At 66.1% G+C, this 23818-nt stretch carries 22 protein-coding genes and 3 tRNA genes; 13 read left to right on the top strand and 12 right to left on the bottom strand.

Going from position 1 to position 23818, the window contains the following annotated elements:
* Nucleotides 1-116: 116 nt before the first annotated feature.
* From yajC to ACIIOY_RS21930, 5 genes are all read left to right on the top strand, one after another.
* On the top strand, nucleotides 117-455 hold the full coding sequence (gene yajC / locus ACIIOY_RS21950) for a preprotein translocase subunit YajC (RefSeq protein ID WP_411036804.1): 339 nt from the start codon (nucleotides 117-119) through the stop codon (nucleotides 453-455).
* Between the two features lie 90 nt (nucleotides 456-545).
* Nucleotides 546-3053, top strand: coding sequence for a protein translocase subunit SecD (gene secD, locus ACIIOY_RS21945; protein WP_411036803.1), 2508 nt, complete (start codon nucleotides 546-548; stop codon nucleotides 3051-3053).
* Nucleotides 3046-3432: an Mth938-like domain-containing protein gene (locus ACIIOY_RS21940; RefSeq protein WP_411036802.1), complete on the top strand. Its 387-nt coding sequence runs from the start codon at nucleotides 3046-3048 to the stop codon at nucleotides 3430-3432. The genes secD and ACIIOY_RS21940 overlap by 8 nt, the downstream gene beginning before the upstream one ends.
* A 21-nt stretch (nucleotides 3433-3453) precedes the next feature.
* Nucleotides 3454-4308 carry a phytoene/squalene synthase family protein gene (locus ACIIOY_RS21935; RefSeq protein WP_411036801.1) on the top strand — a complete coding sequence of 285 codons (855 nt, stop codon included), beginning with the start codon at nucleotides 3454-3456 and terminating at the stop codon, nucleotides 4306-4308.
* Between the two features lie 136 nt (nucleotides 4309-4444).
* Nucleotides 4445-4900 (top strand): hypothetical protein, encoded by a 456-nt coding sequence (locus ACIIOY_RS21930; RefSeq protein WP_411036800.1) that lies wholly within the window; start codon nucleotides 4445-4447, stop codon nucleotides 4898-4900.
* 3 nt (nucleotides 4901-4903) lie between these two features.
* Here ACIIOY_RS21930 and trmFO read toward each other — a convergent pair whose 3' ends face one another.
* The 4 genes from trmFO to ACIIOY_RS21910 form a co-directional block, all read right to left on the bottom strand.
* A complete protein-coding gene (trmFO, locus tag ACIIOY_RS21925; protein ID WP_411036799.1) occupies nucleotides 4904-6313 on the bottom strand; it encodes a methylenetetrahydrofolate--tRNA-(uracil(54)-C(5))-methyltransferase (FADH(2)-oxidizing) TrmFO in 1410 nt (469 codons plus the stop codon).
* A 154-nt stretch (nucleotides 6314-6467) separates the two neighbouring features.
* Nucleotides 6468-6611, bottom strand: a complete 144-nt coding sequence (locus tag ACIIOY_RS21920; RefSeq protein WP_257315754.1) for a DUF1127 domain-containing protein — start codon at nucleotides 6609-6611, stop codon at nucleotides 6468-6470.
* Nucleotides 6612-6957: 346 nt separating this feature from the next.
* Nucleotides 6958-7101, bottom strand: a complete 144-nt coding sequence (locus ACIIOY_RS21915) for a DUF1127 domain-containing protein (RefSeq protein WP_411036798.1) — start codon at nucleotides 7099-7101, stop codon at nucleotides 6958-6960.
* Between the two features lie 735 nt (nucleotides 7102-7836).
* Nucleotides 7837-8001, bottom strand: a complete 165-nt coding sequence (locus tag ACIIOY_RS21910) for a hypothetical protein (protein ID WP_411036797.1) — start codon at nucleotides 7999-8001, stop codon at nucleotides 7837-7839.
* A 186-nt stretch (nucleotides 8002-8187) separates the two neighbouring features.
* On the opposite strand from ACIIOY_RS21910, the gene ACIIOY_RS21905 reads away from it, so the two are divergent.
* The 4 genes from ACIIOY_RS21905 (at nucleotide 8188) to tig (ending at nucleotide 11752) form a co-directional block, all read left to right on the top strand.
* Nucleotides 8188-9291, top strand: a complete 1104-nt coding sequence (locus ACIIOY_RS21905) for a DUF2157 domain-containing protein (protein WP_411036796.1) — start codon at nucleotides 8188-8190, stop codon at nucleotides 9289-9291.
* Nucleotides 9292-9294: 3 nt separating this feature from the next.
* Nucleotides 9295-9885 (top strand): GDYXXLXY domain-containing protein, encoded by a 591-nt coding sequence (locus tag ACIIOY_RS21900; RefSeq protein ID WP_411036795.1) that lies wholly within the window; start codon nucleotides 9295-9297, stop codon nucleotides 9883-9885.
* Between the two features lie 127 nt (nucleotides 9886-10012).
* Nucleotides 10013-10097 (top strand) — tRNA-Leu (locus ACIIOY_RS21895).
* A gap of 179 nt (nucleotides 10098-10276) precedes the next feature.
* Entirely contained in the window at nucleotides 10277-11752 is a 1476-nt protein-coding gene (gene tig / locus ACIIOY_RS21890; RefSeq protein WP_411036794.1) for a trigger factor, read from the top strand.
* A 136-nt stretch (nucleotides 11753-11888) separates the two neighbouring features.
* Here the strand turns inward: tig and ACIIOY_RS21885 are convergent, their stop codons facing one another.
* The 6 genes from ACIIOY_RS21885 to ACIIOY_RS21860 form a co-directional block, all read right to left on the bottom strand.
* A complete protein-coding gene (locus ACIIOY_RS21885) occupies nucleotides 11889-12173 on the bottom strand; it encodes a GIY-YIG nuclease family protein (RefSeq protein ID WP_411036851.1) in 285 nt (94 codons plus the stop codon).
* A 214-nt stretch (nucleotides 12174-12387) separates the two neighbouring features.
* The gene (sthA, locus tag ACIIOY_RS21880) at nucleotides 12388-13794 is read right to left on the bottom strand and encodes a Si-specific NAD(P)(+) transhydrogenase (protein ID WP_411036793.1); all 1407 of its coding nucleotides are present in this window, start codon (nucleotides 13792-13794) and stop codon (nucleotides 12388-12390) included.
* A gap of 138 nt (nucleotides 13795-13932) precedes the next feature.
* Complete coding sequence (radC, locus tag ACIIOY_RS21875; RefSeq protein ID WP_411036792.1) at nucleotides 13933-14763, bottom strand: RadC family protein; 831 nt, start codon at nucleotides 14761-14763, stop codon at nucleotides 13933-13935.
* A gap of 7 nt (nucleotides 14764-14770) precedes the next feature.
* Nucleotides 14771-15598 carry a type I methionyl aminopeptidase gene (gene map / locus ACIIOY_RS21870; protein ID WP_411036791.1) on the bottom strand — a complete coding sequence of 276 codons (828 nt, stop codon included), beginning with the start codon at nucleotides 15596-15598 and terminating at the stop codon, nucleotides 14771-14773.
* Nucleotides 15599-15628: 30 nt separating this feature from the next.
* Nucleotides 15629-16348, bottom strand: coding sequence for a DNA/RNA nuclease SfsA (gene sfsA, locus ACIIOY_RS21865; RefSeq protein ID WP_411036790.1), 720 nt, complete (start codon nucleotides 16346-16348; stop codon nucleotides 15629-15631).
* 6 nt (nucleotides 16349-16354) lie between these two features.
* The gene (locus ACIIOY_RS21860; protein WP_411036789.1) at nucleotides 16355-18211 is read right to left on the bottom strand and encodes a PHA/PHB synthase family protein; all 1857 of its coding nucleotides are present in this window, start codon (nucleotides 18209-18211) and stop codon (nucleotides 16355-16357) included.
* Nucleotides 18212-18336: 125 nt separating this feature from the next.
* Here ACIIOY_RS21860 and ACIIOY_RS21855 point away from each other — a divergent pair, with 125 nt between their 5' ends.
* The 4 genes from ACIIOY_RS21855 to recJ all read left to right on the top strand — a co-directional run bounded on the left by ACIIOY_RS21855 (nucleotide 18337) and on the right by recJ (nucleotide 23498).
* Nucleotides 18337-18675, top strand: a complete 339-nt coding sequence (locus ACIIOY_RS21855; protein WP_411036788.1) for an SHOCT domain-containing protein — start codon at nucleotides 18337-18339, stop codon at nucleotides 18673-18675.
* A gap of 257 nt (nucleotides 18676-18932) precedes the next feature.
* The gene (locus tag ACIIOY_RS21850; protein ID WP_411036787.1) at nucleotides 18933-20150 is read left to right on the top strand and encodes an LL-diaminopimelate aminotransferase; all 1218 of its coding nucleotides are present in this window, start codon (nucleotides 18933-18935) and stop codon (nucleotides 20148-20150) included.
* A 54-nt stretch (nucleotides 20151-20204) separates the two neighbouring features.
* Nucleotides 20205-21527 carry a homoserine dehydrogenase gene (locus tag ACIIOY_RS21845; RefSeq protein ID WP_411036786.1) on the top strand — a complete coding sequence of 441 codons (1323 nt, stop codon included), beginning with the start codon at nucleotides 20205-20207 and terminating at the stop codon, nucleotides 21525-21527.
* 162 nt (nucleotides 21528-21689) lie between these two features.
* The gene (recJ, locus tag ACIIOY_RS21840; RefSeq protein WP_411036785.1) at nucleotides 21690-23498 is read left to right on the top strand and encodes a single-stranded-DNA-specific exonuclease RecJ; all 1809 of its coding nucleotides are present in this window, start codon (nucleotides 21690-21692) and stop codon (nucleotides 23496-23498) included.
* Between the two features lie 37 nt (nucleotides 23499-23535).
* Here the strand turns inward: recJ and ACIIOY_RS21835 are convergent.
* A tRNA-Glu gene (locus ACIIOY_RS21835) sits at nucleotides 23536-23610 on the bottom strand.
* Nucleotides 23611-23742: 132 nt separating this feature from the next.
* Nucleotides 23743-23817, bottom strand: a tRNA-Glu gene (locus ACIIOY_RS21830).
* Nucleotide 23818: the final 1 nt, after the last annotated feature.

The following is a 23818-nucleotide window of genomic DNA, read 5'->3' as shown; positions in this document are numbered from 1 at the left end:
TTGAAAACCGAGAGCTTCTCAGTCTCGTGTGTTGCATTCAATGCCTGCTTGCCTATATTCCGGCAACCGAAATGGCCCCTCCGGCCGCGCAAATTCAAGATTTCAAGGAGTAGCTGATGTTCATTACCGAGGCCTTCGCCCAGACGGCGGCACCCGGCGGGGGAGCGGGCGGAGCAGACATCCTCATGTCGATCCTGCCGTTCCTGCTGATCTTCGTGGTGATGTACTTCCTCATCATCCGCCCGCAGCGCGCTGCCATGAAGCGTCGCGAGGAGCTTCTGAAGAACATCCGCCGCGGCGACCAGGTCGTCACCGGCGGCGGCATCGTCGGCAAGGTCACCAAGGTCGTCGACGACGGCGAGCTCGAAGTCGAAATCGCCGAAGGCGTCAAGGTGCGCGTCGCGCGCAGCGGTGTCAGCGAGGTCCGCGTCAAGGGCGAACCCGTCAAGGAATAAGCTTGGCCTGCCGCTCGGCCGGGGATAACCTCGGCCCGGCGGCCCGACTGGTTTTCAGCCGGCGCCGGCGCCGGATTAGTCGAGACCGCGATGCAGCAATCCGCCCGCTGGAAGACATTCTCCCTCTGGCTCGTCCTCGCGGCGAGCCTTCTTGTCATCCTGCCGAGCCTCCTGCCGGTTCGCATGGCCGCCGGCCTTCCGAGCTGGATCACGGCGCCTCGCCTCGTGCCGGGCCTCGACCTCACCGGCGGTTCGCGTCTCGTGCTCGACGTCTCCCGCGCGGACATCACCGCCGAACGGCTGCGCGCCGGCGTGGAAACGATCGGCAATGCGCTGCGCGCGGCCCGTGTTCCCTACAGCGATCTCAACGGCGTGGAAGACACGATCGACGTCACCGTGACGGCGCCCGACCGCATCGAAGCGGCCCGCGCGACGCTGACGGGGCTCGGCCTCGGCACGCTGAGCGAGGCGGAGAACGGTCGGTTCCGCATCGTCCTGCCGGCTGCGGCCATCGACGAGGCCATCGGCGCGGCCTCGCTTGGCGCGGTCGATGCGGTGCGCCGCCGTGTCGAGAGCCTCGGCATCCCGTCCCTCCTTGTCGAGCGCGGCGAGCGCGACCGCATCGTCGTCTCCATGCCGGGCCTGACCGACCCCCAGCGCGTCAAGGACATGCTCGCGCAGGTCGGCCGGCTTTCCGCCCGGCTCGTCGACGACAGCATGCCGGTCAACACGGCGATCGAGGAAGGGGCGCCGGCAGGCTCCGAAGTGCTCTATTCCGTCGGCGAGCCGCCGGTCGGCTACCTGGTCAGGCAGGAGGACCTCTTCACCGCGCTGGACGTCGCCTCGGCGCAGCCGGCCGCCAACGGCGAGCCCTTCATCGAATTCGTCCTGAGGGCCGAAGCCGCCGAGCGGCTGGCGCGGTTCAGCCAGGAGAACAGCGGCCGCACGATCGCCGTCCTGCTCGACGGCCAGGTCATCTCGACATCGCGGATCCAGGGCGCCATCACCGACGGCGTCGGCCGGCTCTCCGGCGATTTCGACGCGCAAGGGGCCGCGAACATCGCGCGCATCGTCGCCAGCGGCCCGCTGCCGGCGCCGCTCACCATCATCGAGGAACGCTCGATCGAGCCGGTGCTCGGCACGACCTCGGTCGGGACCGTCGGCCTCGCGCTCGCCGCCGCCGTCGCCGCGGTGGTCGCCTTCATGACCTTCTTCTACGGCATTCTCGGCGTCATCGCCTCGCTGGCGCTGTTCTTCAACGTGCTTCTGACCTTCGCGATCCTCGCGCTGGTCGGTTTGCCGATCTCGCTGTCCATGATCGCCGGCGTGGTGCTCACGGTGGGCCTGGCGGTGGATGCCAGCGTGCTGATTTTCGAGCGCATCCGCGAGGAGACCAAGAACGGCCGCTCGCTGCGCGACGCCGTGGACATCGGCTTCGGCCGGGCCCGGGCGACGGTGCTCGACGCGTCGGCGACGATGCTGATCGCCGTCGCCATGCTTTTCCTGCTTTCCGCCGCGCCCGTGCGTGCCTTCGCGCTCGCCGTCGGCATCGGGCTCCTGGCGACGCTCTTCACCACCTTCACGCTCACGCAGCGCCTCGTGCGGGCCTGGCTCGGCCGCAGCCACGCCACGCACCTGCCGAAGGGCGTGCGCACCGGCCTGTTCGACCGGCTCAACCTGCGCTTCATGGCGGTGCGCAACATGGTCTTCCTGGCGACGGCGGCGCTCTCGCTCGTCATCGCCGGCCTCTTGATGCTCGGCGAACTGCGGCTCGGCATCGATTTCACCGGGGGTGCGGCGCTGGAGGTCCAGGCCAAATCCGGCAACGCCGATCTCTTCGATATTTCCGCGCGCCTTGCCGACGCGGGCATCGACGTCCTGAACGTCGACACCCACGGCGACGCCCGCAGGGCGCTCGTGCGGCTGACCTCGCAAGGCGAGGGGGAAAATGCCGAGCAGACATCCGTGCTCGTCGCGCGGGGCGAGCTGGAGGATGCCTACGACTTCCGTCGCGTCGAGGTTGTCGGCCCGTCGATTTCCGGCGAACTGATCGATACGGCGACGCTCGGCTTCGTCGCCGGCCTTCTCGCGCTGGTCGCCTATATCTGGATCCGCTTCGAGTGGCATTTCGCCGTCGGCGCGGTGATCGCGCTCGCGCACGACGTCTTCTTCACGCTCGGCTTCCTGGCGGTCTCCGACATAGAGTTCAACGTCAGCGCGGTCGCCGCGCTGCTCACGGTCGCGGGCTATTCGCTGAACGACACGATGGTCGTCTACGACCGAATCCGCGAGAACCTCCGGCATTTCAAGCATATGCCGCTGCCGATCCTCATCGACGATGCGATCAACCGCACCCTGTCGCGTACCGTGCTGACCTCGGCGACGACGCTCATCGCCCTTGCCGCGCTCGCGCTCTTCGGTGGCGAGGCGATCCGCACCTTCGCGCTGACTCTTCTCTTCGGGGTGGCGATCGGCACGATTTCCTCTATCTACATTGCCGGACCGATCCTCATCCTGTTCCGCCTCCGGCCGGAACGCTACCGCCCGGGCAAGGGCGGCAAGGGGACGGTCACGGAGGCGACGGGAGCCAATGGCTAAGGGCATCGAAATCCGGGAGGCGCATTTCCCCGGGCGTGCGCCGATCGACGCATACGGCAATGGCGGCTTCCGCTTCGCCGACATGTCGCACCGCGGCTCCATCCTCTGCCTGCCGTCCGGCATCCACGGCTGGGACAAGACGGAAGGCACGCCGCTGGCGCTCGCCGATCTCCAGCGCGTCCTGGACGAGGCGGGCGAGATCGAGGTGCTGCTCGTCGGCACCGGCAAGGAAATCCGCCCGCTTTCGCCGGAGATCAAGGCGGCGCTGAAGGAGCGGAAGATCAGCTCCGACCCGATGAGTACGGGCGCGGCCGTGCGCACGTTCAACGTCATGCTGGCCGAGAGCCGGGCGGTTGCCGCCGCGCTCATCGCCGTCTGACCGGAAGGCGGTTCTCCGGACGTGACCGACAAGAGGCAAGACAACTACGCGCACTGCCTGGCGGTGCTCCGCGACACCGATCGCGACCGCTACCTCGCCTGCCTGCTGGCCCCGGCGGAAAAGCGCGGCGCGCTTGCCGCGCTCTATGCCTTCAACGCCGAGATCGCGCGTGTGCGCGACGTGGCGCGCGAGGCGCTTGCCGGCGAGATCCGCCTGCAATGGTGGCGCGATCTCCTGGAAGGCGAGGCCGATGGCGATGCCGTGGCCAATCCGCTTGCCGCCGGCCTGATGGCCTGCATCGCCGAGCACCGGCTTCCCGTCGCCGTGCTGACCGACATGATCGAGGCGCGGATCTTCGACGTCTACAACGACCCGATGGAAAGCCGTTCGGCGCTGGAAGGCTATGCCGGCGAAACCGCCTCGGCCCTGATCCAGCTCGCAAGCCTCGTCCTCGACCCTGAGAGCGCGCAGAAATCGGCGGATGCGGCCGGCCATGCCGGCGTCGCGCAGACCGTGGCCGGAAGCCTGCTGATGCTGCCGATCCACCGCAGGCGCGGGCAGGTCTATCTGCCGGCAGACCTCCTTGCCGCCACGGGGCTCACGCCGGAGGCGCTGCTCGACGGCAGCGACAAGGCGGCGGCCACCCGTGCGATAGAGGCCTTCGCCGGCCTCGGGCGGGAGCATTTTGCCAAGGCGCGCGCCGCGAACGGCGTCTCGCAGGCAAACCGCCCGGCCTTCCTGCCCGCCGCTCTCGTTCCGCACATCCTTGAGGCTGCGGAAAGGGCCGGCGCGGCCGCGCTCGAGCGGCCGGTCCAGCCCGCCCAGTGGCGCCGGCAATGGTGGATGTGGCGGGCCATGCGCCGAGGCCCATTCTGAAAAGCGGCCGTTTGCGGAGGCCGCGTCAGTCAGCAACCGTTATGCACGTTTCCCGCCTGTGCTTGACGAGACGCAAAACTGGCGCAAGCCTTGTCCGCTACAGCGACGGGACGTCTTTCGTGGAGGAGTGGAGTCGATGCTCTGGACCATCACCATCGCCTGCCTGCTGCTGGCCGGCCTTGTCTTCCGTCAGAATTTCCGCCGCCGGAACGAGGAGCCGGAAATGGCCGGTGGGGACGCCGGTCTTGCGATCCTGGAATTCGGCCGGGCCTTTCCGGGCGAGGCGATCCGCGAAGTGATCGCCACGGCGAACGGCCGCACGGTCTTCCTGCGCCTGCACGACGGCAAGGCCGGCTGCATGCACGCCCACGGCCATCACTTTGCCTGCCACCTGATCGAGCCCGGCACCGTGCGCGTCGCCGGCGCCGGCCCGAAGCGCCTTTCCGTGCAGTTCGCCAATGCCGCCTTCGAGGGCGGCACCTTCGAGTTCCGCGACGAGCGGCAGGCCGCGGAAGTTTCGCTCTGGCTGCTCGGCAGCTTCATGCCGGGCATTGCCGGCCAGCCCTCTCAGGTCGTCGGCCAGCCGAGCTGAATCTCAGCGCCCCAGCCAGCGGGCGCAATCCTTGAGGGCACGGGCGGCGGTCGCCTGCTTCTTGGCGAGCGCCTTGTCCTTGCCGCGAAAGCGCTTCATGCCTTCCGGCTTCGTCAGCGTGCCCGGCTCCAGCGGCGGGAACAGGCCGAAATTGATGTTCATCGGCTGGAAGGAGCGCTTGCCCGGCTCGTCGTCGGAGACGATGTGCCCGCCCGTGATGTGGTTCAGCAACGCGCCGAAGGCCGTCGTCTCCGGCGGCAGCGACGGCGTCTCCCCGCGGCGCTCGGCGGCCGCGAAACGGCCGGCAAGCAGGCCGATGCTGGCGCTTTCCACATAGCCCTCGCAGCCGGTGATCTGGCCGGCGAACCTGAGGCCCGGCCGGCCCTTCAGCGTCAGCGAACGGTCGAGCAATATCGGCGAGTTTATGTAGGTGTTGCGGTGGAGGCCGCCGAGGCGGGCGAATTCCGCGTTTTCCAGGCCCGGGATGAGACGGAAGATTTCCGCCTGTGCGCCGTATTTCAGCTTCGTCTGGAAGCCGACCATGTTGTAGAGCGTGCCGAGCGCGTTGTCCTGGCGAAGCTGCACGACCGCATAGGGCTTGACCGCGGGGTTGTGCGCGTTCGTGAGGCCCATCGGCTTCATCGGGCCGTGGCGCAGCGTCTCGCGGCCGCGTTCCGCCATCACCTCGATCGGCAGGCAGCCGTCGAAATAGGGCGTGCCTTCCCATTCCTTGAAGCCGGTCGTATCGCCGGCGATCAGCGCATCGACGAAGGCGTTGTACTGCCCTTCGTCCATCGGGCAGTTGATGTAGTCCTTGCCCGTTCCGCCGGGGCCGACCTTGTCGTAGCGCGACTGGTACCAGCAGATGTCCATGTCGATGCTGTGCGTGTGGACGATCGGCGCGATGGCATCGAAGAAGGCGAGCGAATCGGCGCCCGTGCGCGCCCGGATGGCTTCGGCAAGCGAGGGCGCCGTCAGCGGTCCGGTGGCGATGATCGCCTGGTCCCAGTCCTCCGGCGGCAGGCCCGTCACCTCCTCGCGAAGGATGGTGATCAGCGGGTGGTTTTCCAGCGCGGCGGTGACGGCGGCGGAAAAGCCCTCGCGGTCGACGGCGAGCGCGCCGCCGGCGGGCACCTGGTTCGCATCGGCCGCGCGCATGATCAGCGATCCCGCAAGCCGCATCTCCGCGTGCAGCACGCCGACGGCATTGCTGGTGGCGTCGTCAGAGCGGAAGGAGTTGGAGCAGACGAGCTCGGCAAGGCCGTCCGTCTTGTGGGCATCCGTGCCGCGCACGCCGCGCATTTCATGCAGGATGACGGGCACGCCGCTCGTCGCGATCTGCCAGGCGGCTTCGGAGCCGGCAAGGCCGCCGCCGATGACGTGGATGGGGGGTGGAAAGGAAGTCATGGTCATGGGCGGTTCGTTACCATGAGCATCGGAGCATTCCAAGGAAAAGCGCGCTCCGCCTTCCCCGACCCCGGAATCAAAAACGGCACCGGATGGTGCCGTTTGAGGCGTTCCTCGCGCGTCGCCGTTTCCGGCCGCAGCGGTGGAAACCGGCTATGTCTTAGCGGAAGGAACGGGCAGCGATGTCGCGGATGTCGTAGCGGGTCAGGCCGATGTCCGAGAGCGTGTGGTTCGACAGGTTGCCGAGTTCGTTCAGGGTGCGGCGGTAGGAAATCCAGTTCTTTGCGATGCGGATCGGGTTCATTTTCTGCTCCTCGAAGTGTTGTCCGGGAGGTCTGTCTCACCGGCTTGTGATGCTTATATACGTGACGCCCTTGTTAACGTGCAGTGCAAAGAAAATGCAGCTGCTATGCATTTGTGCAATAAGACGGCTACGGAAGAGGCAGATGGGCGATCTGCACGCAGAAGAGGCGGAAAGTGCCGCCATTCCAGGCAGATAGTAAGTTCGGGGAAAGGGGGCGGCGTGAAGGCCTTTTGTCGCAGATGAGGAATTGCGACATTGTGCGCCGCAAAAGGACGCGCAAACGGAAACGCCCTCCGGCGGGCAGCCGAAGGGCGTTCGAAAAACGGATCCGGATGGATCGGTTCGCTTACCGGGCGGCCTTGCGGGCGATGTACGGGATATCGCTGCGGCCGATGCCGAGGTCGCGAAGTTCACGGTCCGTCATGCGGCCGAGTTCGTTGACGGTCTGACGGTACTTGCGCCAGTTGTTGAAAGAGCGTGCCAGGTTCATGTCTCTACCCCTTTCTTGGGCTTCCTGCCGGGCGGCCGCTCGTCCTTGGCGCCGCCCCGATCTGATGCTTCGGAATATACGCTGCGGCGCAGAAAAGAACAGCGCTGGAATAGCACGGCACCTATGCATTTCATGCATGTCAAGCGGAAATTTCGGCAAAATTCTGGCTAAAATCCGGGCTTTCGGCCACAATGGTAAAGACCGTTATGCAATTCTGGCTGAATGCGGCGCAAAAAAACAACGCCCGCCGGGGGAGGAGGTCCGGCAGGCGTTGCTGGTCTTGATTGGCAGCTTGGGAGGAGGAGGTGCCGCCAATCCTGTCGGGGACGAAGGGAGGAGGAGAACGTCGCCCGACCGATGGGTTTCATATAGCCTGCCAGGCCTGGCGGGGGTAGCGCCCGATCGGAATGGCACCCATGCGTCTTCTGCATGCGTTGCGCGCCGAATGCACTGAAATGCACAAAAATCAGGCTGCGGGGAGTGTTGTCAGAATCGGGAGAGGCGTGTCATGCGCACGGCAGAAATAATAACGCCCGCTGGGGGAGGAGATCCAGCGGGCGTCATAATAATGATTGGCAACTGGGAGGAGGAGAGCTGCCAATCGTATCGGAGGGACGCTGGGAGGAGGAGTGCGTCGCTCCGAATTCCTGTCGATCTCCGTTGCCGGAGTTTCGGGTCTTAAGCATCATGCCGGGCGTTCGACCAGTCCGCCCCCGGATCCTCTGTCGCCTTACGCTACGCGGCGCCTCGATCTCCGGCCTGGATCATCTCTGATCCGATGTCTGAACTATAGCTGCGCTTCCGGATTTTGTGCAGTGCAATATGAGCATGGATGATATGCACCTGCTGCATGCCCGAAATCACGAAGCCGATCAGCTTCTTCATGGTCAGATTTGCCATGGATTTCTTTATTTCCCGTTAATCTTGGTGGTCGTTCGCGTCGTTTCAAGGCGGGTGCGCGCGAATAATTGCTCATTTTTCGGTTTTTTGCTCCGATTGCGAATTTCGCGCGCGCCTGTATCGTCCCTGTTGACAAGGCCGGAATTGGCTGAGTCGAGACGCATTTTTCGAACGGAGCGTGAACGGATGTACAGGGGCAGGCTGGAGCGCGATCTCAAGCTCTGGACGTCGCAGGGCCTGATCGACGCACGGACGGCGGGGCGGCTGCTCGAGGAATACGACGCCCGCGAAAGCTCCTTCAGCCTCGGCCGCGTGCTGATCGTCATCGCGGCGCTTCTCGTCTCCGCTGCCGTCCTGCTGCTCGTCGCCGCAAACTGGGACGTCATCCCGCGCCTCGCCCGGCTCCTCGGCATCGTCGGGCTGATCTGGGGCGCCTACCTTGCCGGCGGCGTCCTCATGATGCGCGGGGCCGGACGGCTCGCCGCCGCCTTCCTCGTGCTCGGCACATTGGCCTTCGGCGGGGCGATCGCCCTGGTCGGGCAGATGTACCATCTGTCCGGCGATGCGTTTCAGGCCATGCTCGTCTGGTTCGCCGGCGCCGTCGCGGCGGCAGCGCTTTTCCGTTCCGGCGCGGTTGCGGCGATTGCCGGTTTCCTCGCCTTCGCCGTTGCGGGAACGGACTGGACGCAATCCTACAATGCCGACGAGACGGTGCTGCTCTGGCTGATGCCGCTGATGGCCGCTATCGTCGTCCTGCTCGTGCGCTACACCGGCGCGGACCGGGTCCGGCACCTTGCCTATCTGCTGCTGGTCGCCTGGCTCGCCTTCATCTACGGCGAGCACGAGACGCCGGCGACCGCCATTGCGATCGCCGCGTTCGGAGCGGTCGCCTATCTTGCGGCCGCCGTGCCGCAATCGCCGCTGCATGCGCTTGCCCGCGGTGCGGGCGCCGCGCCGGCCTTCTATTCCTATCTCGTGCTGCTGCTCGGCCTCCTCGTGCTGCATGCCGAATTCGACGGGGCGGCGGACCGGCTGCTCCTGGGCATCGTCACGCTCGGCGCCGCCATCGCCGGCATCGCGCTGTCCGGCAAGCAGAACGGCGCGGTGCGTTATCTGGGATATGCCGCCTTCGCCGCCGAGACCCTCTATCTTGCGTCGGAAACGATCGGCTCGATCATCGGCACCTCCGGCTTCTTCCTCGTTTCCGGCCTCGTCGTGGCGCTGATCGCCTGGGCGGTGATCGCGCTGGAGCGGCGCTTTTCCAGGGCCGGACGGAAGGCGGAGGCTTGAACCATGGCTGCAACCCGTCTCTTCCGCCTCCCGCCGCTCGTCGCCGCCATCGTCGCCGCCGCATTGCAGACGGCCGTCATCGGCTACATGGTCGAAAGCCGCGCCTCGATCCTGCGCAGCGGCGCCGACATCAGGCTGAAGACGCTGCCGGTCGATCCGCGCGACCTCCTGCGCGGCGACTACGTGACCCTGTCCTACCCGATCTCGACGATCCCGAGGTCGATCATCACCGGGGACGTGCCGCAGGGCGGAACGCGTTCGCGCCTCGCGGTGCGCCTGAAGCCGGGACCGGACGGCCTCTGGACCGCGGCGGAGGCGAGCTTCAGCACCCTTGCGCCGCAGGAAGGCAGCGTCCTTGTGCGCACGCTGCCGCTCGATTTCTACACGTCGGTCGCAGGCGGCATTCCCGAAACGCTCTTCGTCCGGTACGGGATCGAGCGCTACTACGTGCCGGAAGGCGAGGGCAGGGTGCTGGAGGACGCCCGCAACCAGGAGGAACTGGTGGTGGAGGCGCGCGTCTCGCCGGACGGCACGCCGCAGATCGCCCGGCTGATCCTGCGCGGCGAGCCGGTCTACGACGAGCCGCTCTATTGAGCGTGGGCGGCCGGTTCGCCCGCATTTTTCCTTTGATCCGCCGGAAACGGGTGATATAGAGACGCCGCGCTCGGAAGGCGCCATGGGAGCGGCATGTGCCCGCCCGTGGCAAAGCGGTTTCTGAGACGCGGGTATGGTGAAATTGGTAGACACGCCAGATTTAGGTTCTGGTGCCGCAAGGCGTGGGAGTTCAAGTCTCTCTACCCGCACCAGAGCCACCAGACGCGGGAGCAGGAGGTTTCCGCGGTGAGTGGGCATTGCAGAGCGCCATTTTGCTTGCCAAAAGGCCACCGAATTCAGTAAAGCCACTGCCGGCAAATGGACCGGCGGGGTGCTCGCCATAACCGGAAGGCCGGTTTGAGCACCGCCAACTCGAAATGAAGGTTTGAACATGCAGGTTATCGAAACGCTCGCTGAAGGGCTGAAGCGCGAAATCAAGGTCGTCATCCCGGCCAAGGACATGGAAGCTCAGATGAACGAGCGTCTTGAGGACGTGAAGGGCCGTGTCCGCATCAACGGCTTCCGTCCGGGCAAGGTGCCGTTCGCGCATCTGAAGAAGATGTACGGCAAGTCCGTCATGGCCGAGCTCGTCAACGAGATCGTCCGCGACCGTCCGTCCGCGATTCTCTCCGAGCGCGGCGAAAAGTCCGCCACGCAGCCGGAAGTCGCGATGACCGAGGACCAGGCTGAAGCGGAAAAGATCCTCGCCGGCCAGGCCGATTTCGAGTTCACGCTGTCCTACGAGGTCATCCCGACGATCGAGCTGAAGGACAATTCCGGCATCGCCGTCACCCGCGAAGTCGTCGAGGTCGACGACAAGGAAGTCGACGAGCAGATCCTCAAGATCGCCGAAAGCGCCCGTTCCTACGAGACGAAGAAGGGCAAGGCCGCCGACGGCGACCGCGTCACCATCGACTATCTCGGCAAGGTCGATGGCGAGCCCTTCGACGGCGGCAAGGACGAGGACGCCGAGCTCGTTCTCGGCTCCAACCGCTTCATCCCGGGCTTCGAGGAGCAGCTCGTCGGCCTGAAGGCCGGCGACGAGAAGGTCATCACCGTCACCTTCCCGGCCGACTATCCGGCTGCGAACCTCGCCGGCAAGGAAGCCACCTTCGACATCAAGGTCAAAGACGTCGCCGCTCCCGCGGACGTCGAGATCAATGACGACCTCGCCCAGAAGCTCGGCCTGGAATCGGCCGACAAGCTGCGCGAGATCGTCCGCGGCCAGATCGAAAGCCAGTACGGCTCGCTCACCCGCCAGAAGGTCAAGCGCCAGATCCTCGACCAGCTCGACGAGATGTACAAGTTCGACACGCCCGAGCGCCTGGTCGACGCCGAGTTCGAGAACATCTGGCGCCAGATCAACACGGACCTCGCCCAGTCCGGCAAGACCTTCGCCGACGAGGACACGACCGAAGAGGCCGCGCGCGAGGAATACCGCAAGCTCGCCGAACGCCGCGTCCGCCTCGGCCTCGTTCTCTCGGAAATCGGCGAAAAGGCCGGCGTTCAGGTAACGGACGAGGAGATGCAGCAGTCGCTCTACCAGCAGCTCCGCCAGTTCCCGGGCCAGGAGAAGCAGATCCTCGAATACTTCCAGAAGACCCCGGGCGCCGCCGCATCGCTGCGCGCGCCGATCTTCGAAGAGAAGGTCGTCGATTACCTGCTCGGCGAGATCAAGGTGACGGACAAGACCGTTTCCAAGGACGAACTGATGGCCGACGACGAAGAGGGCTCCGAAAAGGAAACCAAGAAGGCCGCGCCGAAGAAGAAGGCCGCCGCCAAGGCCGAGGCCGCCGAAGGCGAGGAGGCTGCTCCGAAGAAGAAGGCCCCGGCCAAGAAGAAGGCCACCGAGGCCGACGCCGAATAATCGGTTCGATATCCTATCTGTCCGCATATGAAGAGGCCGCCTTCGGGCGGCCTCGGCTTGTTGGCGAACCTTGCCCCAAGCACGCCGCCGTCCTCGGGCTTGACCCGAGGGTCCACCTGCCCGGCACGTCGCAGCCTCACCAAAACTCCGGATACAAGTCCCGCCACTGCGGGTTCATCGCCTCGATCAATTCGACCTTCCACTGCCGATACCATCGCTTCAGCGACTTTTCCCGCTGAATGGCCGTGCCGATGCTGTCGTGCTCCTCGTACCAGACCAGGCGTGTGCAGTTATAGTGCGCGGTAAAGCCCGGCGCCCGCTTTTCCCGATGCTCGTGGACACGACGCTCCAGATCGGACGTGACGCCGATGTAGAGCGTGCCGTTTTTCTGATTGGTGAGGATGTAGACATATCCCGCCATACGGGAAATGTGCGCGGTTGTGGATCCTCGGGTCAAGCCCGAGGATGACGGAGGGGAGGCGATGCGGGGGGAGCCCATTGAACGGTGCGACATGAGGAGCCGTTTCAGTGGACTGCCATCTTTCTCTTCTTTCGTCATCCTCGGGCTTGACCCGAGGATCCACAACCGCGGCACGCCCCCGCTCGTGACGAACGGCGTGCGAGGCCCGTGCGGCTCAGCCCTTCTGCGACAGGTCGCCCATGCGGTTCCAGGCGTCGAGGCCGGCGATCTTGTAGGCTTCGGCGAGCGTCGGGTAGTTGAAGGTGTTCTCCACGAAATATTCGACGGTGCCCTTCAGGTTGAGGACGGCCTGGCCGATATGGACCAGCTCGGTCGCGCCTTCCCCCACGATGTGCACGCCGAGCAGGCGGCGGGTCTTCAGCGAGAAGATCATCTTCAGGAGGCCGGAATCAAGGCCCATGATGTGGCCGCGCGAGGTTTCGCGGAAGCGCGCCATGCCGCATTCGTAGGGAATGCCGCGCTCCTTGACCTCTTCCTCGGTGAGGCCGCAGGTGGAGATCTCCGGCACGGCATAGATGCCGTAGGGGAAATATTTCGGCGGTTCCTTGGCAATCGCCCCGACCGCGACGCGGGCGGCGATGCGGCCCTGTTCCATCGAGGTGGAGGCGAGGCTCGGGAAGCCGACGACGTCGCCGGCGGCATAGATGTGCGGCACGTCGGTCTGGAACGTCTCCGGGTTGACGCTGAGGCGGCCGCGCGAATCGGCGGTGAGGCCGGCGGCGGCGAGGTTCAGGCTGTCCGTCGCGCCGACGCGGCCGGCGGCGTAGAGCACCATGTCGCAGATGACATGCCGGCCGTTGTCCAGCAGGATCTCGCACTTGCCGTTTTCCAGCTTCTCCACCTTGTCGGCCTTCTGGCCGAGGATCAGCTTCATGTTGCGGTCGCGCAGCTGGTAGATGAAGTCCTCGACGATCTCCCGGTCGATGAAGTCGAGGATGGTCGGCTTCGGGTCGATGACCGTGACCTGCGTGTCGAGCGCGCTGAAGATGGTGGCATATTCGATGCCGATGACGCCCGCGCCGATGACAGCCATGGAACGCGGCAGCTCCTTGATGTCGAGCAACTCGTCGCTGTCGAGCACGCTGACGCCGTCGAAGGGGATGCTCTCCGGGCGGTAGGGCTTGGTGCCGACGGCGAGCATGATGCTCTTGCCGTTGACATGGATGGTCTCGCCGTCGTCCTTCACGACCTCGAGCGTTTCGGGCGTCAGGAACTTCGCCTTGCCGCGCATGTGCTGCACGCGGTTGCGGGCGAACTGGTGCTCCAGCACCTCCACCTCGTGGTCGAGCGTGATCAGCAGGCGGCGGCGCAGGTCGTCGGCGCTGATCTCCTGCTTGACGCGGTAGGCCCGGCCGTAGAAGCCGCGCTCGCGCCAGCCGGAAAGGTTGAGCGCCGTCTCGCGCAGCGTCTTGGAAGGGATGGTGCCGGTATGCACCGACACGCCGCCGACGCGCTTGCCCTGTTCGATGACGAGGACCTTGCGCCCGAGCTTGGCTGCCTGGATGGCGCCGCGGCGGCCTGCGGGGCCGCTGCCCACGACGACGAGATCGAATTCCTGCATGTGAGAATGTCCAGTCTTCTGCGGGAAGAATCATATTGCGTCGCAGCAATTGTCTTCGCCGGGCGATTTTCCGTCAACCGAATGTGGCATCGAACCGTTTCAATCGGATGAAGGAGCGCCCATCCGATTTCGGGATTCCTACATGAGTCTCAGCCCCTTGAGGCTGGCATGCCCGTCCTTGCCGATGATGATGTGGTCATGCACCGTGATACCAAGCGGGCGGGCGGTTTCCACGATCGTCTTCGTCATGTCGATGTCCGCCCGCGACGGCGTCGGGTCGCCGGAGGGATGGTTGTGAACGAGGATGATCGCCGTCGCCGAGAGCTCCAGCGCGCGGCGCACCACCTCGCGCGGATAGACCGGCGTGTGGTCGACCGTGCCCTGACCCTGCACCTCGTCGGCGATGAGCGCGTTGCGCTTGTCGAGAAAGAGGATGCGGAACTGCTCGCGCGGCTCGTGCGCCATGGCGGCATGGCAATACTGGATGACCGAGGACCAGGAGGCGAGGACGGTCTTGTTGCGGATCTCGCTCTTCAGCGTTCGCCGGGCGACGGCGGAGATGAGCTTCAGGTCGAGCGCGACCGATTCGCCGATGCCCTTGACCTCCTGCAGGAGGGCGGGCGTGGCGCCGAAAACGCCGGCGAGCGTGCCGAAGCGGTCGAGCAGGGCCTTGGCCACCGGCTTGGTATCGCGGCGGGGGATCAGGCGGAAGAGCAGCAGCTCGAGGATCTCGTAGTCGGCAAGGGCGTTATCACCGTTGTCGCGGAAGCGCGTGCGCAGCCGCTCGCGGTGGCCGTGGTAATGCTTCTCGTCCCCCGCCGGCGCAGCGGGCTTGACGGGCGCGGCGCGGGCCGGGTGCTCGAAGAAGTGGCCGCGCTCGTCGGCATCGTCGAAGAGATCGGTGGATGCCGGTTCGTCCGCCGTTCCGGCGGAAGAGGCCGTGTCCGTTGGTCCGCGCGATCCCGTCATCGGCGGCCTATGCGGGAAGGCCGGGACGGTCGAGGCCGCCGGGCGAAAGGGTGAAGATCTCGCAGCCGTCCGCCGTCACGCCGACCGTGTGCTCGTACTGCGCGGAGAGGGAGCGGTCGCGCGTCACCGCCGTCCAGCCGTCGGACAGCACCTTCACGTGCGGTCGGCCGAGGTTGATCATCGGCTCGATGGTGAAGATCATGCCCTCCTTCATCTCCGGGCCTTCGTTGGCGCGGCCGTAATGCAGGATGTTCGGCGCGTCGTGGAAAAGGCGGCCGACGCCGTGGCCGCAGAAATCGCGCACGACCGAGCAGCGCTCGGCCTCCGCATAGGCCTGGATCGCCTCGCCGATCGCGCCGGTGCGCGCGCCGGGCCTGACCGCGGCGATGCCGCGCATCAGGCATTCGTGCGTCACCTCCAGGAGGCGCTCGGCGGCGCGCTTGATCTCGCCGACCGGGTACATGCGGCTCGAATCGCCGTGCCAGCCGTCGAGGATGTAGGTGACGTCGATGTTGACGATGTCGCCCTCGCGCAGCGGCTTCTCGTTCGGGATGCCGTGGCAGACGACGTGGTTGATCGAGGTGCAGCTCGACTTGGTGTAGCCGCGGTAGTTGAGCGTCGCGGGCAGGGCGCCGTGGTCCATGCCGAATTCGAAGACGAAGCGGTCGATGACGTCGGTGGCAACGCCGGGCTTGACCAGCGGATAGAGCTCGTCGAGGCAGCGGGCCGTCAGCTGGCACGCCTTGCGCATGCCGGCGAAGGCCTCGGCGTCGTAGAGGCGGATCACGCCCGTGTTCTTCAGCGGCGCGGCGGTCGCGTCGATATAGGTCACCATGGTCGAACTTTCACTGGTCTTTCCGAACGTTCATAGAGCAGCGGAGCCCGGTTCGTCCATGGCGATCGACGCGACGGGCCGGATTTGCCTGGATGTAACGGCGCATTTGACCGCGTAGGCCTCGACGCCGCGGGAAAGCGCCCGCCGGAAGCCGGCCGCGTAGGCCGGGTCGAGATCGGCGCAGATGCGGAACGTCTCGCAATCCTCGCGCTGCACGAGATAGAGCATGACGGCGCGGAAGCCGGCCTCCGCCATGTCGCCGAGTTCTTCCAGGTGCTTCGCGCCGCGCGCCGTCACCGTGTCGGGAAACTCGGCAAGGCCGGGCACGCGGCGGAAATGCACGTTCTTGACCTCGACATAGGCCGGCGGACGGCCTTCTGCGGACAGCAATATGTCGATGCGCGAGTTGCGGCCGTATTTCCTCTCGCGCTCGAGGACCGGATAGGTGCCGAGGTCGGCGACGAGGCCGGCGCGGATCGCCTCCTCCGCCAGCCGGTTCGGCAGGCCGGTATTGATGCCGACGACGGTGTCGTCCGCCTCGACCAGCTCCAGCCGGTGGCGGTGCTTGCGCATGGGCCCGTCGTGCTCCGACATCCAGATGCGCGAGCCGGGCGCCGTAAGTCCCCGCATGGACCCGGTATTGGGGCAGGAGCCGGTGATCGCCGAACCGTCGTCGAGGACGGCGTCGAAGAGGAAGCGCTTGTAGCGCTGCACGAGCGTGCCGGAAACGAGCGGCGGGTCGAAGATCATGGGGCGTCAGGCACGCACGCGCACGTAGGAGCCGGGGGCCTCCTCGATGGAGTTCATCGTGCCGCCGGTCTTGCGGGCGGGCACCATGCGGCTGTCCTGCGCCTTGATCCAGTCGTGCCAGTGCGGCCACCAGGAGCCGGGCGTCTCCTTCGCCTTCTTCACCCAGTCCTCGAATTCGCCCCTCACCGGGCCGCCGGTCCAGTACTGGTATTTCATCTTGTCCGGCGGGTTGACGACGCCGGCGATATGGCCGGAGCCCGCCATCACGTACGTCACCTTGCCGCCGAAGAACTTCGAGCCGACGAAGACGGATTTCGCCGGTGCGATATGGTCCTCCCGGGTGGCGAGGTTGTAGACCGGGATCTTCACGTCCTTCAGCGAGAGCTTCTTGCCGGCGAGCACCATCTCGCCCTTGGTGAGGTTGTTGTTGAGATAACAATTCCTCAGGTAAAACGAATGGTTGGCGGCAGGCATTCGCGTGGAATCTGAATTCCAGTAGAGGAGGTCGAAGGGCATCGGCTCCTGGCCCTTCAGGTAGTTGTTGACGAAATAGGGCCAGATCAGCTCCGAGGCGCGCAGCATGTTGAAGGCGGTCGCCATCTTGGAGCCGTCGAGATAGCCGGTCGCCTTCATGCCGCGCTCGATGAGGTCGATCTGCTCCTCGTCGGCGAAGACCTTCAGGTCGCCGGCATGGGTGAAGTCGACCTGGGTGGTGAAGAGCGTCGCCGTGCGGATGCGCCTGTCGCCCTCCTGCGCGTGCAGGGCGAGGGTGGCGGCGAGCAGCGTGCCGCCGACGCAATAGCCGATGGCGTTGACCTCTTCCTCGCCGGTCGCCTGCCTGATCGTGTCGAGCGCAAAGCCGATGCCCTCGCGGGCATAGGCCTCCCAGTCCTTGTCCGCATGGCGCTCGTCCGGGTTGACCCAGGAGATGACGAAGACCGTGTGACCCTGGTCGACCGCCCATTTGATGAAGGATTTCTGGGGGTTGAGGTCGAGGATGTAGAACTTGTTGATCCACGGCGGGCAGATGAGGAGAGGGCGCTTCAGGACCTTCTGCGTCGTCGCGTCGTACTGGATCACCTGGCAGACGTCGCTTTGCGCCAGCACCTTGCCGGGCGTCAGCGCCATGTTCTCGCCGATGGCGAACTTGCTGGTGTCGGTCTGGCGCAGCTTGAGGTCGCCGCGCCCGGCCGCGATATCCTCGGCCAGCATCTTCATGCCGCGCACGAGGTTCGCGCCGTTCGAGGCGACCGTCTCGCGGTAGAGCTGCGGGTTGGTGGTGATGAAGTTGGAGGGCGAGACGGCGCTCGCGATCTGCCTGACGTAGAAGGCGGCCTTGTGGCGGGTGTGCTCGTCGAGGCCCTCGGCGTCCGCGACGAGCTTTTCCGCCCAGTCGGACGTGACGAAATAGGCCTGCCGCAGGAAATCGAAGAACGGGTTCTTCACCCAGTCCTCGTCGGAAAAGCGCTTGTCCTTGCTGTGCGGGTCCGGCGCCTCCTCGACCTCCTGTCCGCCGAGCCGGCTCAGCGTGCGCGACCAGATGTTGAAATAGCTGCCGAGCAGCATGGTCTGCGCCTCCAGCGTGCGGCGCGGGTCCGCGAGCCAGTATTCCGAGACCTTGGAGAGGGTCTTGACCATGTCGACCATCGGCTCGGCGACGGTGTCGACCTTCTCGCCGCTCTCGCGCGGGGCGAGCCAGGCGGAGGCGGCCTTGCCGAGCTGCTCGACTGTGCGGGCGAGGTTGACCGTCAGCGCCTCGGGGTCCTTGACGATGTAGGGCTCGACCGCGGCGGGGTCGAAGGGCTGAAAACCGGGCTTGTCTGCGGCCGCATCGCGCTCTTTCGCTTTGCTGTCCTCGGCCATCGCTCCCTCCCGATTTTATTGTTACTTTTGCATTTTTACATTCTCTGTGAAACAGATTACAAGGGCCACGAAGCCTTTCGCCGCACGATCGCGAATTGATCGTTTCGACAGGAGCATACAGCCACATGGCGTTCGAAATCAGGCGCTTGAGCGCCGTCCTTCTCATGGCCGCCGCGCCGGTGGTCCTCGCTTCCTGCGCCGCGTCCTCGACCCCCTCGACGGTGAATGCCGGCGCGAACCGGGCGGAAGTCTATCCGGACATCACCGCGATCGTCAGCGCGGAGACGCAGCAGATGAGCGACGAGGAGGCGGCATCCTACAGCGCGAGCCTGACGGCGCTCGCCAGGCGCCGCAGCTCCGGCACGATCTCTGAAGCGGAATACCGCCGCCAGCTTGCCGAGCTGCAGGCATTGCGCGACAGCCACGGCAAGGCGACGCTCTCGCAGATCCAGGGCGCGAATTAGCGCTTGCCTTTCTCGCCGTTTGGCAGCAAAGCGATAGATGGCCGAATGGCTGCCGGCGCGGGCGGACCGCCTTCATTTCGCGCGTTCTCGTCACGGCGCAGCTCCTTCAATCGGAATCGATTTTAGGACAAGATTATGCGGCAGTTAGAATGCCACGGCGTCCATAGGATGCTGTAGTGTCGGTCACTTGATTCGCGCGGGGTTTTGCGTCGTCCGGCAGGGCCGCCGGAGGGGCTCCGCGCCCAACGGGGTAAAAGATGGAAGAGTTTCACAAGGTCCGGCGTCTGCCGCCGTATGTTTTCGAACAGGTCAACCGTTTGAAAGCAAGCGCGCGAGCGGGCGGCGCCGACATCATCGACCTTGGCATGGGCAACCCCGACCTGCCGACCCCCAAGGCGATCGTCGACAAGCTCTGCGAGGTGGTCCAGGACCCGCGCACGCACCGCTATTCCTCGTCCAAAGGCATTCCGGGCCTTCGCCGCGCCCAGGCCGCCTATTACGCCCGCCGCTTCGGCGTCAAGCTGAACCCGGAGACCCAGGTCGTCGCGACGCTCGGCTCCAAGGAGGGCTTCGCCAACATGGCGCAGGCGATCACCGCGCCCGGCGACGTCATCCTCTGCCCGAACCCGACCTATCCGATCCATGCCTTCGGCTTCCTGATGGCAGGCGGCGTGATCCGCTCCATGTCGGTCGAGCCGGACGAGAGCTTCTTCCCGCCGCTGGAGCGGGCCGTGCGCCACTCGATCCCCAAGCCCCTGGCGCTGATCCTCAACTATCCGTCCAATCCGACGGCGCACGTCGCCACGCTCGACTTCTACAAGGACGTCGTCGCGTTTGCGAAGAAGCACGACATCATCGTGCTGTCCGACCTTGCCTATTCGGAGATCTACTTCGACGACGTGCCCCCGCCCTCCGTGCTGGAAGTGCCCGGCGCCATGGACATCACGGTCGAATTCACCTCCATGTCGAAGACCTTCTCCATGCCCGGCTGGCGCATGGGCTTCGCCGTCGGCAACGAGCGCCTGATCGCCGCGCTGACGCGCGTGAAATCCTACCTCGACTACGGCGCCTTCACGCCGATCCAGGTGGCCGCGACCCATGCGCTGAACGGCGACGGCTCGGACATCGCGGAGGTGCGCAACGTCTACAAGCGCCGCCGCGACGTGATGGTCGAGAGCTTCGGCAAAGCGGGCTTCGAGGTGCCGCCGCCGGCCGCCACCATGTTCGCCTGGGCGAAGATCCCGGAAAAGTTCCGCCATCTCGGCTCGCTGGAATTCTCCAAGCTGCTGGTCGAGAAGGCGGATGTCGCCGTCGCGCCGGGTGTCGGCTTCGGCGAGATGGGAGACGACTACGTGCGCCTCGCGCTGGTCGAGAACGAGCACCGCATCCGCCAGGCGGCGCGCAACATCAAGAAGTTCCTCTCCACGGCGGACGAGACGATGCACAACGTTATCTCCCTGAACGCCCATCGCTGATATCCGCCCTCCGCGGTCGGCGGAGGGCCTGCTTCCAAACGTTAGGACATGACCATGGCTGATGCCCTGAAGATCGGCATTGCGGGCTTGGGGACCGTTGGTGCCTCGCTCGCGAAGATTCTCGTCGAACGCAGGGACATGCTGACGACGACGTGCGGCCGGCCGATCGAGATCGCCGCCGTCACGGCGCGCACGAAGGGCCGCGACCGCGGCGTCGATCTTTCCGCCGCCGAATGGTTCGACGATCCGGCGGCGCTCGCCCGCGAGGCGGGGATCGACGTCTTCGTGGAACTGATGGGCGGGGCGGGCGACCCGGCCCACGCATCGGTCAAGGCGGCGCTCTCGCGCGGCATCCATGTCGTCACCGCCAACAAGGCGCTGCTTGCCGCGCACGGCGTCGAGCTTGCCGGCATCGCCGAAAAGAACGGCTGCATCCTGAACTACGAGGCGGCCGTCGCCGGCGGCATCCCGGTCATCAAGGCGCTGCGGGAGTCGTTGACGGGCAACACGATCTCCCGCGTCTACGGCATCATGAACGGCACCTGCAACTACATCCTGACCAAGATGGAGAAGGAGGGGCTGTCCTTCGAGGATTGCCTGAAGGAGGCGCAACGCCTCGGCTATGCGGAAGCCGATCCCGCCTTCGACATCGAGGGCAACGACACGGCGCACAAGCTTTCGATCCTGACGACGCTCGCCTTCGGCACGACGATTGCGGCCGACGACATCTATCTGGAAGGCATCACCAACATCTCGATCGACGACATCCGCGCCGCCGCCGACCTCGGCTACCGCATCAAGCTGCTCGGCGTCGCCCAGAAGACCGATACGGGCGTCGAGCAGCGCGTGCATCCGACCATGGTGCCGCTCGACAGCGTGATCGCGCAGGTGGACGGCGTGACGAATGCGGTGGCGATCGAATCGGACATCCTCGGCGAACTCCTGATGGTCGGCCCCGGCGCGGGCGGAAACGCCACGGCCTCGGCCGTGCTCGGCGACATCGCCGACATCGCGAAAAGCCGCCCCGGGGCGCAGACCGTGCCCGCGCTCGGCCGCCCGGCCGCCGCGCTCGCGCCCTACAAGCGCGCGCAGATCAGGAAGCACCACGGCGGCTACTTCATCCGCCTGTCCGTCGAGGACCGCACCGGCGTCTTCGCCAGCATCGCCCGGCACATGGCGGAGAACGGCATCTCGCTCGAATCGATCGTGCAGCGCGCGCAGGCGAGCGCCGAATCGACCGACCCGAAGACGATCATCCTCGTCACCCACGCGACGATGGAGGATTCCGTCCGCAAGGCCGTCGCCGCCATCAAGGGCGAGGGCTACCTCGTCGGCGAGCCGCAGGTGATCCGCATCGAGCGGCCGAAGACGGTTTGATTTTCCCGTCTTCGGCAAGGCGTGCTATCAGGTCGTCGATAAACCTCGCCATACCCACTGCCGTCATCCTCCGGGAAGGCGGGTGGATGCTCGGCTCAAGCCCGAGCACGACGACGGAGAGGTTGTCGCGACTTTGTTTGCAGTCTGGTTGCCGGAGCCGCCATGAGCATCTTGGAAAATGCCGATCCCGTCAGCCGCGCCTTCCTCGGCGTCGAGCGTTCGGCGACCGGCCAGCGCTGGGTGGCGCGGCTCGACCAGGCGGGGGAGAACCGCGCGCTGGCGATGAGCCAGACCCATGGCCTTCCCGACCTCATCTGCCGCGTGCTCGCCGGCCGCGGCGTGCCCTACGAGAATGCGCTGGAATTCCTCGATCCGACGCTGCGCCGCCTGATGCCGGAGCCCTACGGGCTGATGGACTGCGAGGCGGCGGCCGAGCGGCTGGCGCGCGCCGTCGAGCGGGGTGAGCGCGTCGCGATCTTCGGCGACTACGACGTCGACGGCGCGGCCTCCTCGGCGCTGCTCTTCCGTTTCCTCGCGCATTTCGGCGTGCCGGCGGAAATCTACATTCCCGACCGCATCTTCGAGGGCTACGGGCCGAACCCGAACGCCATCGCCCAGCTGATCGAGCGCGGCGCCGAGCTGATCATCACGGTCGACTGCGGCTCGACCAGCCACGAATCGCTCGCCGTCGCGCGCGAGCGCGGCATCGACGTCGTCGTCATCGACCATCACCAGGTCGGCGAGGACCTGCCGCCGACGCATGCGCTGGTCAACCCGAACCGCGAGGACGACCTCTCGGGGCAGGGGCATCTTTCCGCCGCGGGCGTCGTCTTCCTCGTGCTCGTCGCCCTGCAGCGGCTTCTGCGCGCGCGGGGCGATGCGCGGGCGGCGGACTTCGATCTCCTTTCCATGCTCGATCTCGTCGCGCTCTCCACGGTCTGCGACGTCGTTCCGCTGAAGGGCCTCAACCGTGCCTATGTGGTGAAGGGTCTCGTCGCCGCGCGCCACCTCGGCAATGCCGGCCTGACGGCGCTGCTGAAGCAGGCGGGCATCGGCGGGCCGGTGACGCCCTATCATCTCGGCTTCCTCGTCGGCCCGCGCATCAATGCCGGCGGGCGCATCGGCGATGCGGCGCTCGGCAGCCGGCTTCTGACCATCGACGAGCCGGGCGAGGCCGAGCGCATCGCAAGGCAGCTCGACGAGCTGAACCGCGAGCGCCAGGCCATGGAGACCGCGATGCTGGCCGAGGCGGAGGCCGAGGCGCAGGCGGAATACGGCGACGGCGAGAACGCCTCGGTGATCCTGACGGCCCGCGAGGGCTGGCATCCCGGCGTCGTCGGCCTGCTGGCCTCGCGCCTCAAGGACCGTTTCCGCCGCCCGGCCTTCGCCATCGCCTTCGATCCGTCGGGCAAGGGCACCGGTTCCGGCCGCTCGATCAGCGGCTTCGACCTCGGGCGCATGGTGCGCGCCGCCGTGGAGGAGGGCATCCTCGTCAAGGGCGGCGGCCACGCCATGGCGGCGGGCCTGACGGTGGAGCGGGCCAATCTCGGCCGGTTGCGCAGCTTCTTCGAGGAGCGGGCGGAACGCGCCGTGCGCGAGCTGGTGGCCGTGGAAACCCTGAAGATCGACGGGGCGCTCAGCGCGAGCGGCGCGACGCTGGCGCTCGCCGACCAGCTGGAACAGGCCGGCCCCTACGGCTCCGGCCATCCGCAGCCGGTCTTCGCGCTGCCCGCCCATCGCATCCGCGACGTGCGGCCCGTCGGCGTCAATCACCTGCGCATCGGCCTGGAAGGCCCGGACGGCGGCCGGCTCGACGCCATGGCGTTCCGCGCGGCGGAAGCCGATCTCGGCCTTTTCCTGATGAAGGAGCGCGGGCAGGCGGTGCATCTCGCCGGCACGCTTTCCGCCGACAGCTGGCAGGGCAGCCGGCGCATCCAGTTCCGCGTCATCGACGCCGCAAAGGCGTTCTGAGCGGGCGCGATTTCGGCGGATATGCGAAGGGGGAAGGTGGCACGCCCTAGGGGAGTCGAACCCCTCTTTCCAGAATGAAAATCTGGCGTCCTAACCGATAGACGAAGGGCGCGTGCGGTGGGCGTCTTCTAATCAGGACCGGCTGGATGCGCAAGACCGAAAATCGCCTTCGGCGCAACTTTTTCAACAGCCGGAACGGCGGTCTCAAGCGGAGGAAAACACGGGAATTCGGAGAAGGGGAGAGTGGCACGCCCTAGGGGAGTCGAACCCCTCTTTCCAGAATGAAAATCTGGCGTCCTAACCGATAGACGAAGGGCGCG

The sequence above is a fragment of the Shinella agrisoli genome (genome assembly GCF_046557955.1).
In the GTDB taxonomy this organism is placed as follows: Bacteria; Pseudomonadota; Alphaproteobacteria; order Rhizobiales; family Rhizobiaceae; genus Shinella.
The sequence above is the reverse complement of the archived record's forward strand: the minus strand, read 5'-3'. Positions and strand labels throughout refer to the sequence as shown.

What these genes read in the sequence shown, in the direction of transcription:
- yajC (WP_411036804.1), top strand. Translation starts at nt 117, where the DNA reads ATGTTCATTACCGAGGCCTTCGCCCAGACGGCGGCACCCGGCGGGGGA.
- secD (WP_411036803.1), top strand. Translation starts at nt 546, where the DNA reads ATGCAGCAATCCGCCCGCTGGAAGACATTCTCCCTCTGGCTCGTCCTC.
- ACIIOY_RS21940 (WP_411036802.1), top strand. Translation starts at nt 3,046, where the DNA reads ATGGCTAAGGGCATCGAAATCCGGGAGGCGCATTTCCCCGGGCGTGCG.
- ACIIOY_RS21930 (WP_411036800.1), top strand. Translation starts at nt 4,445, where the DNA reads ATGCTCTGGACCATCACCATCGCCTGCCTGCTGCTGGCCGGCCTTGTC.
- trmFO (WP_411036799.1), bottom strand. Translation starts at nt 6,313, where the DNA reads ATGACCATGACTTCCTTTCCACCCCCCATCCACGTCATCGGCGGCGGC.
- ACIIOY_RS21920 (WP_257315754.1), bottom strand. Translation starts at nt 6,611, where the DNA reads ATGAACCCGATCCGCATCGCAAAGAACTGGATTTCCTACCGCCGCACC.
- ACIIOY_RS21915 (WP_411036798.1), bottom strand. Translation starts at nt 7,101, where the DNA reads ATGAACCTGGCACGCTCTTTCAACAACTGGCGCAAGTACCGTCAGACC.
- ACIIOY_RS21910 (WP_411036797.1), bottom strand. Translation starts at nt 8,001, where the DNA reads ATGGCAAATCTGACCATGAAGAAGCTGATCGGCTTCGTGATTTCGGGC.
- ACIIOY_RS21905 (WP_411036796.1), top strand. Translation starts at nt 8,188, where the DNA reads ATGTACAGGGGCAGGCTGGAGCGCGATCTCAAGCTCTGGACGTCGCAG.
- ACIIOY_RS21900 (WP_411036795.1), top strand. Translation starts at nt 9,295, where the DNA reads ATGGCTGCAACCCGTCTCTTCCGCCTCCCGCCGCTCGTCGCCGCCATC.
- tig (WP_411036794.1), top strand. Translation starts at nt 10,277, where the DNA reads ATGCAGGTTATCGAAACGCTCGCTGAAGGGCTGAAGCGCGAAATCAAG.
- ACIIOY_RS21885 (WP_411036851.1), bottom strand. Translation starts at nt 12,173, where the DNA reads ATGGCGGGATATGTCTACATCCTCACCAATCAGAAAAACGGCACGCTC.
- sthA (WP_411036793.1), bottom strand. Translation starts at nt 13,794, where the DNA reads ATGCAGGAATTCGATCTCGTCGTCGTGGGCAGCGGCCCCGCAGGCCGC.
- radC (WP_411036792.1), bottom strand. Translation starts at nt 14,763, where the DNA reads ATGACGGGATCGCGCGGACCAACGGACACGGCCTCTTCCGCCGGAACG.
- map (WP_411036791.1), bottom strand. Translation starts at nt 15,598, where the DNA reads ATGGTGACCTATATCGACGCGACCGCCGCGCCGCTGAAGAACACGGGC.
- sfsA (WP_411036790.1), bottom strand. Translation starts at nt 16,348, where the DNA reads ATGATCTTCGACCCGCCGCTCGTTTCCGGCACGCTCGTGCAGCGCTAC.
- ACIIOY_RS21860 (WP_411036789.1), bottom strand. Translation starts at nt 18,211, where the DNA reads ATGGCCGAGGACAGCAAAGCGAAAGAGCGCGATGCGGCCGCAGACAAG.
- ACIIOY_RS21855 (WP_411036788.1), top strand. Translation starts at nt 18,337, where the DNA reads ATGGCGTTCGAAATCAGGCGCTTGAGCGCCGTCCTTCTCATGGCCGCC.
- ACIIOY_RS21850 (WP_411036787.1), top strand. Translation starts at nt 18,933, where the DNA reads ATGGAAGAGTTTCACAAGGTCCGGCGTCTGCCGCCGTATGTTTTCGAA.
- ACIIOY_RS21845 (WP_411036786.1), top strand. Translation starts at nt 20,205, where the DNA reads ATGGCTGATGCCCTGAAGATCGGCATTGCGGGCTTGGGGACCGTTGGT.
- recJ (WP_411036785.1), top strand. Translation starts at nt 21,690, where the DNA reads ATGAGCATCTTGGAAAATGCCGATCCCGTCAGCCGCGCCTTCCTCGGC.